Below are 12,264 nucleotides of genomic sequence, written 5' to 3' on the forward strand. Positions count from 1 at the left end.
GGGCGAGACTGTGGCCTTTGTCGGCCCGTCCGGGGCGGGCAAGACCACCATTATTCAGCTGCTGCAAAGGTTTTATGACCCGAACCAGGGCGCGGTGAAACTGGACGGCGTCGCGCTGACTGCACTGCAGCGGGATGAGTTCCGCCGCCACATCGCGCTGGTGCCGCAGGATCCGGTGATTTTCGCCGCCTCGGCCCGCGAGAACATCCGCTTTGGCCGTCCTGAGGCCTCGGATGCCGAAGTTGAGGCTGCAGCCCAGACCGCCGCCGCGCATGGCTTCATCTCGAAACTGCCTGAAGGCTATGACAGCTTTGTCGGCGAGCGCGGGGTGATGCTGTCGGGCGGTCAGAAGCAGCGGATTGCCATCGCCCGTGCTATCCTGCGCGATGCACCGGTGCTGCTGCTGGACGAGGCGACCTCGGCACTGGATGCCGAAAGCGAGCGTCTGGTGCAGGCCGCGGTGGACGAGCTGAGCCAGGGCCGGACCACCCTGATCGTGGCGCACCGTCTGGCGACTGTCAAAAAGGCCGACCGGATTGTGGTGATGGATCAGGGCCGGATCGTGGCCACCGGCACCCATGATGAACTGGTGGCGCAGGGCGGGCTTTATGCGCGTCTGGCCAAACTGCAGTTCACCGAAGGGCTGGCGGCGGAGTAGACGCCGAATTCTGCCAAACACCCCGCACCCCGCACCCCTCACCGGGTCCGGGGTGTTTTTTGCTCAGAAAGCTGCAACGGGCCGCAAAATGGCGCCACGTCATGCCGTAAACTGCCTTGGCGTGACCCAGCGCCGGCGCTTGCGCAATGGCGCGTTTGCAATAGTCTGGCGAAAATAGACCCCCCTTTTATTGGGGGAACAGGGAGGACATTTATGGGATTTTCCGGAGTCGCGGACCGCGACGCGCTGCAGAACGAAATGCCGTATGAGGCGCGGGATCTGCCGGCCACGCTGTACGGGCTGCTGTCACGGACTGCGGGCAGATACCCGAACAGCAAGGCGGTGAGCTATCAGATTTTTTCCGGCCCCCAGGATAAGGCGGAAACCCTGACCTGGAGCACTCTGAAGGATCAGGTGAGCCAGGCGGCCAACATGTTCCGCGCGCTGGGGATCGGCGAGCAGGATGTGGTCGCCTATGTGCTGCCCAACTGCAACGAAACACTGGTGACCATGCTGGGCGGCGCGGTGGCCGGAATTGTGAACCCGATCAACCCGCTGCTGGAGCCGGAACAGATCGCCTCGATCCTGCGGGAGACCAAGGCCAAGGTGGTGGTGACCCTGCGGCCCTTCCCCAAGACCGATGTGGCGCAGAAGGTGGCCGAGGCGGTGCGCCATGCGCCCGGGGTGAATACGGTGCTGGAGGTGGACCTGAACCGCTATCTGACGCCGCCGAAATCCTGGATCGTGCCGCTGATCCGGCCCAAACTGGACAATCAGGCCAAGGCGGCCCATGCGGATTACCTGAATTTTTCCAAGGAGATGGCGAAACAGCCCGCCACGTTGAATTTCGCCGACAGCAAAGGCGACCGGGTTGCCTGCTATTTCCACACCGGCGGCACAACCGGGATGCCCAAGGTGGCGCAGCACAAATACTCGGGCCTGATTTATAACGGCTGGCTGGGGCACACGCTGCTCTTCACCGAAGAAGACAACATTATGTGTCCGCTGCCGCTGTTTCACGTCTTTGCGGTGCATGTGATCATAATGGCGGCCGTATCCTCGGGGGCGCATGTGGTGTTCCCGACGCCGCAGGGCTACCGGGGCGAGGGGGTATTCGACAACTTCTGGAAGCTGATCGAGCGCTGGAAAATCACTTTTATCATCACTGTGCCCACAGCTGTTTCGGCGCTGATGCAGCGCGAAGTGGACGCTGACATCTCCTCGGTGAAAACTGCGTTTTCCGGCTCGGCGCCGATGCCGATGGAGCTGTTCAAGCGGTTTGAGGCGGCTTCAGGCGTGACCATTGTAGAAGGTTACGGGTTGACCGAGGCAACCTGCCTGGTTTCCTGCAACCCGCCAGGCGGCGAGAAAAAAGTTGGGTCGGTCGGGATCCCGCTCCCCTACACGGATGTGCGGATTGTCAAGCAGACCTCCGGCGGCCCGCTGGAATGCGGTGTGGATGATGTCGGGGAAATCTGTATCTCGAACCCCGGCGTCTACCCCGGCAATACCTATACCGAAGCCGACAAAAACGTGGACCTTTACTATCAGGGCAAATACCTGCGCAGCGGCGACCTGGGGCGGATTGACGAGGATGGCTATCTGTGGATCACCGGCCGTGCCAAAGATCTGATCATCCGCGGCGGCCACAATATCGACCCGGCTGAGATCGAAGAAGCGCTGCTGGGGCATGAAGCGGTGGCTTTCGCCGGCGCTATCGGCCAGCCGGATGCCCATTCGGGTGAGCTGCCTTGCGCCTTTGTCGAACTGGTCGCAGGCGCCTCGGTCAGCGAGGCGGAGCTGCTGGACTACTGCAAGATCCACGTGCATGAGCGCGCGGCGATCCCCAAGCATCTGACAGTGCTGGAGGAGCTGCCTAAGACCGCCGTGGGCAAAGTCTTCAAGCCGGATCTGCGCAAACACGCGATCATCCGAGTTTACAATGGCGCGCTTGAAAAGGCCGGGCTGGCCGCGCGCGTTGTCAGCGTGACCGACGACAAGAAGCGCGGTCTGGTGGCCCAGGTGGCGGCCAATGGCAGTACGGAGCCAGAAATTGCGGGTGTTCTGGACAGCTTCACCCGGCCCTGGGAGCCGGCGGCGGCCTGAACCGGCCGGCAGGCGTGAGATAAAGGGCGCCCTCAGGGGCGCTTTTTCATTCAGGCATTCCATTTGCGGGAATCTCTGCCTAGGCTCTGAAAAACAGGCACGCAGGGAGGCTCGCGGATGGATTACGAACGGCTGATCGACGAGGAGACCTGGGACTTTATCCAGAAGACCGGCGAGCTGTACCCTGATGACGCCGTGGAAATGTCCATCGAGGAACAGCGCCGGATTTACGATTCCATGGCACGCGAGTTCCGGGCGCCGCGCCCGGATGTTGTGGCGGTCACCGGCAGTTCGGCCAATGGCGTGCCGGTCCGCGTCTACACCGCAGGCGATCCGACCCGCACGGTGCTGTTCTGCCATGGCGGCGGATTTGTGGTCGGCGGGCTCGACAGCCACGACGATGTCTGCGCCGAGATCTGCGCCCAGACCGGCTACCGGGTGGTGGCCGTGGATTACCGCCTGGCGCCGGAACACAAGCACCCGGCCAGTTTCGAGGATGCCTGGACCGCTTTGGAATGGGTGGAGGCGGCTTACGGCAAGGGTATTGTCCTGGCGGGTGACAGTGCCGGTGCGAACCTGTGCGCCGCGGTTTCCCATTACGCGCGTGGCCGGACGGAGGCAATTCTGGGGCAGGTGCTGATCTATGGCGCCTTTGGCGGCGATGTGAACCGGGGGTCTTATATCGAACACGCCCAGGCGCCGATGCTGACCCGCGAGGATGTGCTGTATTACATGGATATCCGCACCGATGGCGCGGCGCCGGAAAATGATCCGCGGTTGACTCCGCTTGCCGACAGCGATTTTTCAGGCCTGCCGCCGACCGTGCTGGTGACGGCTGATTGCGACCCGGTGCGCGATGACTCCCGCGATTACCGCGACCGTATCCTGGAGGCCGGCGGCAAGGCGCATTGGATCAACGAGCCGGGCCTGATCCACGGATACCTGCGCGCGCGCCACACCGTGGGCCGGGCGCGGGACAGTTTTGAGCGGATCTCGGTTGCGATCGAGGCGCTGGGGCAGGGGATCTGGAGCTACGATGACGCGGCGCCCTAGCCGGCAACCTCCCGGCATTGCTCCTGAACCAGGGATGTATCCAGCCAGCCGCCGCTGATTGCCTGCCAGTCCGGGCCGGAGGTTGTGACATAGGTCCAGCTGCCCACCGGGATATGCGAGTAGCTGACATAGTCCCCGGCAACGATCTGTCCGACCAGCGGGGCCTGCGGCCGGTGCCCCGCCCGCAGGCCGGTCACCGGACCCAGCCAGCCCAGGCAGGCGCTTTCAAATTCGTCGCGCACAGGAAGGTCCCACAGCTGCTGCCTGAGGAACAGATCGTCCAGGTCCAGATAGGTCTGCTTGTTGTTCACCCGGCAGCCAAAGCGCGCCTCCATCTCCTTGACCAATGCCACCATCCGTTCGGCATGCGGCGGCAATGAGACGGATTTTCCGATGCAATCGCCGTTGTTGAACACAGCCCGCCCCAGCGGGGAGCCGAAACAGTACCCGGCACGGTCGATGACAGCGTTCCTGGTGAACCAAAGGTCGTGGCAGGCATCGCTGGCCAGGACCGGGGGCGCCAGCAGGCACAGCGCAACAGCAAAGGACTTCATGGCAATCATTCCTGTCATTCGAATACGGCGGCTGAGCTGCAGTCTAGCACAAAGCCGCCGCGGCCGCGTTATTTCAGGAACGGTTCTGCCTTCATGCTGTCCGCAACCGGCGCGCCCAGCCGCTTGAGGAGAGTGGGCGCCAGCTGGCGCTGGTCGATCACTGCGTCATGATCGGGGCCTTCGGCCGGGCCAAAGTAGTAGAGTGCTGTTTCCTGCTGCAGGGCGCCACGGCCGCCGTGATGGCCGCGTTCGTCCTGGCCGTGGTCGGCAGTGACGATCACCTCATACCCCAGGTCGCGCCAGCGGGTGATGAAAGGGGCCAGCATTTCATCCATCACGAAACAGGCGTGATCCATTTCGTGGCAGTCGTGGAAGAACCGGTGGCCCATGCTGTCCAGGGTGCAGGTGTGCAGCATCCCGTAGTCCAGTCCAAAGCGCAGGCAGAGATTGGTCAGCGTGCCGAACAGGTCGACATCCGACGGGGTCATCTGGTTGTCCTTGCCGTAGCCGGTCATGGAGTGAAAACGGCCATGGTTGATGGTCTTGCTTTCCGGCTCGTCGTATTCGATGTCGCGCACGTAGTCGAAAGGATGACGGTTGAAGAACGACGACCAGTAGCTGTGCGCCACGGCGCCGGTGACGCCGCCCGCTTCGCGCACCTGGGAGAACACGTCCTTTTCCTTCAGCCGGAACACATTGGCGTTGCCAGTGCAGCCATGGATGGCGGGCGCGACGCCGGTGTGGATCGAGGCATAGCAGCTGGCCGAGATCGACGGCAGCACCGAACGCAGTTTCCAGACCCGGGCATCGCCGCTGTCGACCCAGCCTTCGAGGTTGCCGAACAGGCGGCGGAAATTGCGCCAGGGCACGCCATCCAGAATGATGAGCAGGAGTTTGTTGTCCATTCGCCGAATCCTTTTGCATGGCTAGGGCCTAAGTGCGGTATCATCGTCACGGATTCTTGAATTGCCATTCAGAAAACGAATGAATGGTCAGAAACCGGCAATGCAGGTGGATGTTCACCTGGATTGCCGCGGAGGCGCCGGCCGGATCTCAGAAGGCCGTAGCAAAGACATAGCAGCCGGCCAGCATCAGAAGCCCGCCGGTGGAACAGGTAAACAGCCGCGGGTTGGGCACATGTTTTTCTGCCAGCACATAAAGCGCAAGGCCGGTAATCCAGTAGAGATTCATGATCCCGCCGGCGAACAGCAGCAGCATCAATGCCCAGCAGCAGCCGAGGCAAAAAACGCCGTGATGGGCGCCCATCAGCACAGCACCGGCCAGCCCAGTGCGGTTATGCGCGGTCAGAAATTGTACCGGCATACGGCAATGAAGCAGGCAGGCGTGTTTGCTGGGGGTAAACTGATAGGCGCCGGCCGCCAGCAGCAACACGCCGCCAAGCGCGCGGCTGCTGAGCGACATCATCGGCCCGTCCGACAGTCCCGCTGTTTCCAGCCACCATTGCAAGGCCGTGGCAGCAAATGAAAAAACGGCCCAGGCCAGCAGATAGCCGCACAGAAACAGGAGGCCCAGCACCGATGCTTGGCCAGGCCGGGCGCCGGCTTTCTTGATGGCCGTATACAACAGCAGTACCGGCGCCGCGCTGGGAGTCATCATGGCGATCATCATGATCCACCACATCAGAAAGATCAGCGCCGCGTAACCCGGGGTCCAGGCGCCAACCGCGCCCATCTGCATCGGCTCCCCGATGGGGCGGGCCATGCGGGTCATCTCGACCGCGCTCATCTCCATCCCTGCGCCGGAAACGGTGTAAAGCAAGCTCAGCAGCAGGATCATCCCTACAGCACCAAGCACCACCGCCTGATCGCGGCGGGCCAGACGTTCGGCCGGCCCCCGAAACTGCTGCTGCCGGCCCACGGCCGGTCAGGCCGCGCGCTGGACACCGTCGCCGGTCAAATGCAATTCGGCCACATGGGTGTGGGTATCGCTGTTTTTTTCCAGCCGGATTGCCCCCTTATGGGTGACGGTGCTGCCGCTGGCGACATGGGCCTCGGCGTACTCGAACCCGTTGGGCAGCTTGATGCTGACGGAATGCGGTTCTCCCGACACGATATTGGCGATCGGCTTGACCGTGGTTTCGGCGATATCGCCAGCCTTGGCCGAGCCGGTCATCTTCTCCGCATCGAAATCGATCGAGACCGGCGCGGTCAGGGTTTCGTGCTTGGTCGGGCTCATGGTGCTGAAGACATGGAACATGGTGGCAAATTCCTGGGTGTCCTCGCCGCGCATGATCGCTTCCAGCGCCGCGCGCTGATCGGCGGAGGCGCCTTCGTCGATGATCATCTGCATCTCGCCGTTGCCTTCATGAACGGCGCCCGGCCACTTGTAGAGCACCGCAGCCGTCAACCCGTCCAGAGACACCTTGCCGTGATGGCCCTTGTCGATGCGGAAGGTCAGCATCGCCTCGCAGGTGCCGTCGCTGGGCAATTGCGAAAACTGGCAGGGGCAGCCGGGAACGCAGTTGCAGTTGGCAATTCCCAAACCGTGAATGGCCCAGTCTTTCATGGCAGTTCCTCCCGGAAATCGTTAACAAAAATACCGCCCGTCGGAAACGGGGTGGCCTGCACAGGAAACGGCCGCGCTCAATGTCTGGATCTTGTTAGCGGCTGGACCCGCCGCATTCGCTCAGGTGGCGGCAATTTACCATAAAATCACGAGGGGCAGAAAAGAAAATGCCCCCGCCCGGAACCGGGCAGGGGCGTATAGCGTCGCAGACGGCCGCCGGATCAGTTGCCGGCGCTTTCCATTTTGCGGTTGGCGATCACCTCTTCCAGCCAGCCCAGCTTCATCTCGGGGACGGAACTCAGCAGCAGATCGGTGTAATCGTCAAACGGCGGGCTCAGCACTTTGGACTTGCCGCCGTAGCGCTGAACCTTGCCCTGGTACATCACTGCGATGTTGTCGGAAATGGCGCGCACGGTTGCCAGATCGTGGGTGATGAACAGATAAGCGACATCCTCGATCTTCTGCAGGTCCAGCAGCAGCTTCAGGATGCCGTCTGCCACCAGCGGGTCCAGCGCCGAGGTGACCTCGTCGCAGATGATCATCTTCGGCTTCGCAGCCAGCGAGCGGGCAATGCAGACACGCTGCTTCTGGCCGCCCGACAGCTCTGCCGGATAGCGGTCCATGAACTTCTCGCCCAGCTCGATCTCGTCCAGCAGTTCGATGATCCGCTTCCTCTTCTCGCCGCCGCGCATCCCGAAGTAGAATTCCAGCGGCCGGCCGATGATGGTGCCGACGGTCTGGCGCGGGTTCATCGCGACATCTGCCATCTGGTAGATCATCTGCAACTCGCGCAAGTCCTCGCGGCTGCGCCCCTTGAGGTCCGGCGACAACGTGCGCCCGGCAAATTCGATCTCGCCTTCGCGCGGTGGCAGAAGCCCGGTGATGACGCGGGCGAGGGTGGACTTGCCGGATCCGGACTCGCCCACCACCGCCAGTGTCTGGCCGGGGTAGAGATCAACATTCACATTATGCAGCACGTCGAACTGGGTGCCCTTGTAGCGCGCGGTGATGTTCCTCACGCTCAGCACCGGATCAGGCGTCGGAGCCTTTTCCTCATGCTCGATGGAGCGGACCGAGACCAGCGCCTGGGTGTACTCCTCCTGAGGGTTGTTGATGATCTGATCGACACTGCCGTATTCCACGGTGTTGCCCATCTTCAGCACCATGATGTCGTCGCTCACCTGCGCCACAACCGCCAGGTCATGGGTGATGTAGAGCGCGGCAACGCCGGTGTCGCGGATTGCTTCCTTGATCGCCATCAGCACGTCGATCTGGGTGGTCACATCGAGCGCCGTGGTGGGCTCGTCAAAGACCACCAGATCCGGCTCCGGGCACAGCGCCAGCGCCGTCATGCAGCGCTGCAGCTGGCCGCCCGACACCTGGTGGGGGTAGCGCTCGCCGATATTGTCCGGATCCGGCAGGCCCAGTTTGGCGAACAGGGTGCGCGCGCGCTCCTCGGCCTCCTTGCGGGAGAACTTCTTTTGCTCCACCGCTGCCTCGACCACCTGGTCCATGATCTTTTTGGCCGGGTTAAAGGAGGCCGCTGCCGATTGCGACACATAGGTCACTTCGCCGCCGCGCAGCTTTCGTACATCGCGGAGGCCGGTTTTCAGGATATCGCGCCCGTTGACCCAAACCTCGCCGCCGGTGATCCGCACGCCGCCGCGGCCATAGGCCATGGAGGCGAGGCCGATGGTGGATTTGCCGGCACCGGATTCGCCGATCAGCCCCAGCACCTTGCCGGGCGCGAGATCAAAGCTGACCCCGTGCACGATCTCGATATCCTTGGGCTTTTCCCCCGGCGGGTAGATGGTCGCGCCGATCTTCAGGTCACGGACTTTCAACAGGGTATCGCTCATCCGCGGCCTCCTTTCAGCGAGGTTGTCCGGTTCAGCACCCAGTCAGCCACCAGGTTGACCGAGATCGCCAGGGTGGCGATGGCAAAGGCCGGGATCAGGGCTGCGGGAATGCCATAGACAATACCGTCCTTGTTTTCCTTCACGATGCCGCCCCAGTCAGCCGCCGGCGGCTGAACGCCAAGGCCAAGGAAAGACAGGGTGGAGACAAACAGCACTGCAAAGATGAACCGCAGGCCCATTTCGGCCACCAGCGGCGACAACGCGTTGGGCAGGATTTCGCGGAAGATGATCCAAGTGGTCTTTTCGCCGCGCAGCCGGGCTGCTTCGACGTAGTCCATCACTTCGATATCGACCGCGACCGCCCGGGCCAGCCGGTAGACCCGGGTCGAGTCCAGCAGCCCCATCACAACGATGAGAGTGGGAATGGTCACCGGCATGACCGACAGCACGACCAGAGCAAAGATCAGCGTCGGGATCGACATGATCAGGTCGACAAACCGCGACATCGCCTGGTCCAGCCAGCCGCCCGCTTCGGCGGCGATAAAGCCCAGAATGGAGCCGGTGGTAAAGGACAGCACGGTTGCTGCGGTGGCGATGAAGATCGTGGTCTGGCCGCCGTAGATCATCCGGGTCAGCAGATCGCGGCCGATGTTGTCGGTGCCCAGCAGAAACTCCGCGCTGGCGGGCTCCCAGACATCGCCGACCACTTCGCCCACCCCGTAGGGGGCCAGCAGCGGCGCGAAAATCGCGCCGAGGAAATAAAGGGCCGTGAAGAACAGCCCGATGAGTGCGGAAACGGGGATATTCTTCATTTCGGATGCCTCAGGCGCGGGTTCGACAGGATGGCGACAATATCGGCAATCATGTTCAGCCCGATATAGACGGCGGCAAAGATCAGACCGCAGGCCTGCACCACAGGCACGTCACGCTTGGACACGTGGTCGACCAGATACTGGCCCATGCCGGGATAGACGAACACCACTTCGATCACCACAACGCCGACCACCAGATAGGCGAGGTTCAGCATCACCACGTTGACGATAGGGGCAACCGCGTTCGGGAAAGCATGCCGGTAGATCACCTGAAAGGCGTTCAGGCCCTTCAGCTCGGCAGTTTCGATATAGGCCGACTGCATCACGTTGAGGATCGCGGCACGGGTCATCCGCATCATGTGCGCCAGCACAACCAGGGTCAGCACGGCAATCGGCAGGGCGATGGCGTTGAGCTTTTCGAAAAGGCTCATATTGTCGTTGATCATCGCCACCGACGGGAACCAGCGCAGCTTCACGGCGATGAGATACATCAGCACATAGCCGATCAGGAATTCGGGAATGGAGATCGAGGCGAGAGTGACGCCGGAGATCAGCTTGTCGGGCCAGCGGTCCTTGAAACGGACGGCGAGCAGGCCCAGGAAAATGGCCAGGGGCACCGCAACCACGGCCGCCCAGAAGGCCAGGAACAGGGTATTCCAGAAGCGGCTGGCAAGGGCCTCGGAAATATCCTGGCCGCTGGTGAGCGCGGTGCCCAGGTCGCCCTGGATGGCACCGAACAGCCAGGCAAAATAGCGCTGCACGGGCGGATCGTTGACACCAAGCTCAGCTCTCAGGTTGGCAAGCGCTTCGGGAGTTGCCGATTGGCCCAGAATCGATTGGGCGACATCGCCGGGCAGCACCATCGTGCCGGCAAAGATCACCACTGAGATGAGCAGAAGAAGGAGGAGGCTCAGCGCGATGCGCTGAGCCAAAAGTTTGAAAACAGGCGACATTTAGGCTTTGACCCACAGCTTGCTGGCGGCATAGCCGTTCATCAGAACCTGACCGGGAACACCTTCGACCCAGCCATCCACGTTAGCGGTGGTCGCTTCGACAAAGTCGTTGAACATCGGACAGATCAGGCCGCCTTCGTCGCGCAGGATGGTCGACATGTCGGCATACATCTGAGTGCGCTTGGCGACGTCCAGTTCGCCGCGGGCGGCAACCAGCATCTGGTCGAATTGTTCGTTGTTGAAACGGGTGTCGTTCCAGTCTGCGGTCGACAGATAGGCGGTGGTGAACATCTGGTCCTGGGTCGGACGGCCGCCCCAGTAGCTGGTGCAGAACGGCTTGTTGTTCCAGACTTCCGACCAGTAGCCGTCGTTCGGCTCGCGCTTCACATCCAGCTTGATGCCTGCGCTGGACAGCGACTGCTGGAACAGCGCAGCTGCATCCGGTGCGCCCGGGAAAGAGTTGTCCGAGGTGCGCAGAAGGATTTCGCCGTCATAGCCTGCCTTCTTCAGGTGGTGCATCGCCTTGTCGGGATCATAGGCACGCTGCTCCAGTTCCGTGTACATCGGATAAGAGGCGTTGATCGGCGTGTCGTTGCCCACCGTGCCATAGCCGTTCAGGATCTTGTCGACCATTTCCTGGCGGTTGATGCCGTATTTCAGCGCCATGCGGACGTCGTTGTTGTCGAACGGTGCGGTGTTGCAGTGCATGATGAACACATAGTGGCCGGCCGCAGAGGTCGAGTGCACGGAGATGTTCGGCGCACGTTCCACCAGCTTCGCGGTGCGCGGCGGCACCCGGTCGATCACATCCACCTGGCCGGACTGCAGCGCGGCGACACGGGCGGTGTCATCGTTGATGACAATGATTTCAACCGTTTCCGCATTGCCCAGATCACCCCAGTAGTTCGGGTTCTTCTCGGCCACGAAACGCACGCCCATATCGGAGGACTTCATGATGTAGGGGCCGGTGCCGATGGCCGCCGCCGGATCGTCATTGCCGCCGCCGGGCTGAATGATCAGGTGGTAGTCTGCAAGCAGATAGGGCAGGTCGGCGTTCGGGCTGTCCAGTTCGAAGACGACGCTGTCGCCATCGGCGCGCACGTCCTTGATGCCGCGCATGATCCCCAGCGCGCCGGATTTGGTGTCCTCGCCGCTGTGGCGTTCCATGGTCTTGACCACGTCTTCGGCGGTGACATCCTGGCCGTTGGAATAGGTGACGCCCTGGCGCATCTTGAAGGTCCAGGTGCGGGCATCGGCCGACGCCTCATAGCTTTCAGCCAGCTTGTGCTCGATGCCGCCATCGTCGGCCAGTTCGACCAGCGTTTCACCCCACAGGCGGGTGACCATCAGGCCAACGGTGTTGGTGACCAGGGCCGGATCAAGGCTGTCGGTGGTGGAGCCGCCCTGCAGGCCCAAACGGATGGTGCCGCCCTTTTGCGGTCCGGCCGCCTTGGCAGCGCCGGACAGCAGCAGGTTGGCAGAAACAGCGGTGAAGCCCAGAGCGGCGGCCTTGCCGAGGAAGTCGCGGCGCGACAGTTTGCCCGCCACAGCCTGGCTGGCAAGGTACTGCATATGTCTATTCATCGATTTCTCCCGATTGATTGCGGTGCTGCGGCACCTGTTTTTTGATTGATGATTCAAGATTTGCGCATTTGCTGCAACCTCGCAAGGGTTATTCGCGAGACCTTTGGCAGCGGGAAATGAGCAGTTGTGAGGCTGCTGGAGCGGGTGTCGCCTTTTTCG

At 62.2% G+C, this 12,264-nt stretch carries 11 protein-coding genes; 3 read left to right on the forward strand and 8 right to left on the reverse strand.

Features of this window, described 5'->3' with window-relative positions; genetic code table 11:
* The 3 genes from VOI29_RS05395 to VOI29_RS05405 all read left to right on the forward strand — a co-directional run.
* Positions 1-658 (forward strand): ATP-binding cassette domain-containing protein (locus VOI29_RS05395; RefSeq protein ID WP_323776552.1); only part of this gene is annotated, 658 nt, incomplete at its 5' end.
* A gap of 213 nt (positions 659-871) precedes the next feature.
* On the forward strand, positions 872-2,764 hold the full coding sequence (locus tag VOI29_RS05400; RefSeq protein ID WP_323776554.1) for an acyl-CoA synthetase: 1,893 nt from the start codon (positions 872-874) through the stop codon (positions 2,762-2,764).
* Between the two features lie 117 nt (positions 2,765-2,881).
* Positions 2,882-3,817 carry an alpha/beta hydrolase gene (locus VOI29_RS05405; RefSeq protein ID WP_323776556.1) on the forward strand — a complete coding sequence of 312 codons (936 nt, stop codon included), beginning with the start codon at positions 2,882-2,884 and terminating at the stop codon, positions 3,815-3,817.
* Here VOI29_RS05405 and VOI29_RS05410 read toward each other — a convergent pair.
* From VOI29_RS05410 to VOI29_RS05445, 8 genes are all read right to left on the reverse strand, one after another.
* Positions 3,814-4,371 carry a DUF4453 domain-containing protein gene (locus VOI29_RS05410; RefSeq protein WP_323776558.1) on the reverse strand — a complete coding sequence of 186 codons (558 nt, stop codon included), beginning with the start codon at positions 4,369-4,371 and terminating at the stop codon, positions 3,814-3,816. The two genes, VOI29_RS05405 and VOI29_RS05410, sit on opposite strands and share 4 nt — an antisense overlap.
* Before the next feature lie 68 nt (positions 4,372-4,439).
* Positions 4,440-5,276, reverse strand: a complete 837-nt coding sequence (locus tag VOI29_RS05415; RefSeq protein WP_323776560.1) for an alkaline phosphatase family protein — start codon at positions 5,274-5,276, stop codon at positions 4,440-4,442.
* Between the two features lie 148 nt (positions 5,277-5,424).
* The gene (locus VOI29_RS05420; protein WP_323776562.1) at positions 5,425-6,249 is read right to left on the reverse strand and encodes a DUF2182 domain-containing protein; all 825 of its coding nucleotides are present in this window, start codon (positions 6,247-6,249) and stop codon (positions 5,425-5,427) included.
* Between the two features lie 6 nt (positions 6,250-6,255).
* A complete protein-coding gene (locus VOI29_RS05425) occupies positions 6,256-6,897 on the reverse strand; it encodes a DUF1326 domain-containing protein (RefSeq protein ID WP_323776563.1) in 642 nt (213 codons plus the stop codon).
* A 221-nt stretch (positions 6,898-7,118) separates the two neighbouring features.
* Positions 7,119-8,756: an ABC transporter ATP-binding protein gene (locus VOI29_RS05430; protein ID WP_323776565.1), complete on the reverse strand. Its 1,638-nt coding sequence runs from the start codon at positions 8,754-8,756 to the stop codon at positions 7,119-7,121.
* A complete protein-coding gene (locus VOI29_RS05435; protein WP_323776567.1) occupies positions 8,753-9,568 on the reverse strand; it encodes an ABC transporter permease in 816 nt (271 codons plus the stop codon). The genes VOI29_RS05430 and VOI29_RS05435 overlap by 4 nt, the downstream gene beginning before the upstream one ends.
* The gene (locus VOI29_RS05440; RefSeq protein ID WP_323776569.1) at positions 9,565-10,521 is read right to left on the reverse strand and encodes an ABC transporter permease; all 957 of its coding nucleotides are present in this window, start codon (positions 10,519-10,521) and stop codon (positions 9,565-9,567) included. Before VOI29_RS05440 ends, VOI29_RS05435 begins: the two co-directional genes overlap by 4 nt.
* Positions 10,522-12,105, reverse strand: coding sequence for an ABC transporter substrate-binding protein (locus tag VOI29_RS05445; RefSeq protein ID WP_323776571.1), 1,584 nt, complete (start codon positions 12,103-12,105; stop codon positions 10,522-10,524).
* Positions 12,106-12,264 lie beyond the last annotated feature (159 nt).

Source organism: Leisingera sp., assembly GCF_034669605.1.
Taxonomy (GTDB): domain Bacteria; phylum Pseudomonadota; class Alphaproteobacteria; order Rhodobacterales; family Rhodobacteraceae; genus Leisingera.

Bases quoted from the DNA above. Each gene is read 5' to 3' on its own strand.
- VOI29_RS05425 (WP_323776563.1), bottom strand. From the start codon at position 6,897: ATGAAAGACTGGGCCATTCACGGTTTGGGAATTGCCAACTGCAACTGC.
- VOI29_RS05400 (WP_323776554.1), top strand. From the start codon at position 872: ATGGGATTTTCCGGAGTCGCGGACCGCGACGCGCTGCAGAACGAAATG.
- VOI29_RS05430 (WP_323776565.1), bottom strand. From the start codon at position 8,756: ATGAGCGATACCCTGTTGAAAGTCCGTGACCTGAAGATCGGCGCGACC.
- VOI29_RS05435 (WP_323776567.1), bottom strand. From the start codon at position 9,568: ATGAAGAATATCCCCGTTTCCGCACTCATCGGGCTGTTCTTCACGGCC.
- VOI29_RS05415 (WP_323776560.1), bottom strand. From the start codon at position 5,276: ATGGACAACAAACTCCTGCTCATCATTCTGGATGGCGTGCCCTGGCGC.
- VOI29_RS05405 (WP_323776556.1), top strand. From the start codon at position 2,882: ATGGATTACGAACGGCTGATCGACGAGGAGACCTGGGACTTTATCCAG.
- VOI29_RS05440 (WP_323776569.1), bottom strand. From the start codon at position 10,521: ATGTCGCCTGTTTTCAAACTTTTGGCTCAGCGCATCGCGCTGAGCCTC.
- VOI29_RS05410 (WP_323776558.1), bottom strand. From the start codon at position 4,371: ATGAAGTCCTTTGCTGTTGCGCTGTGCCTGCTGGCGCCCCCGGTCCTG.
- VOI29_RS05445 (WP_323776571.1), bottom strand. From the start codon at position 12,105: ATGAATAGACATATGCAGTACCTTGCCAGCCAGGCTGTGGCGGGCAAA.